This window comes from Pseudomonas sp. SIMBA_068, assembly GCF_046534705.1.
GTDB classification, from domain to species: Bacteria; Pseudomonadota; Gammaproteobacteria; order Pseudomonadales; family Pseudomonadaceae; genus Aquipseudomonas; species Aquipseudomonas putida.
Genome location: NZ_JAWRYI010000370.1, coordinates 1 through 279, shown reverse-complemented (window position 1 = coordinate 279; position 279 = coordinate 1). Strand labels below are relative to the sequence as shown.

The 279-nt window shown below is 58.1% G+C and carries 1 protein-coding gene; it reads right to left on the bottom strand.

The window, feature by feature from the left end:
- Positions 1–279 (bottom strand): PTS transporter subunit EIIC (locus tag SB756_RS29580; RefSeq protein WP_410913118.1); only part of this gene is annotated, 279 nt, incomplete at both ends.

The following is a 279-nucleotide window of genomic DNA, read 5'->3' as shown; positions in this document are numbered from 1 at the left end:
AGGTGGGATCATCTGTGCGATGGTAAAGATGTTGGCAAAACCAAATGAATAAACGTGGGTGCTGCTGAGGCCGACAATGGCACCGCCAATAGCGCCCGCCACGCAGCCAAAGATAAAGGGACGGCGCAGCGGCAGATTAACGCCATAGACAGCCGGTTCAGTGATACCAAAGATCCCTGCGGTCACGGATGAACCCGCCAGCATCTTCTGTCGTGCATCCCGACTGCGCAGAAACACCCCCAGCGCCGCGCCAACCTGGCCCATGACAGCAGGCAACAG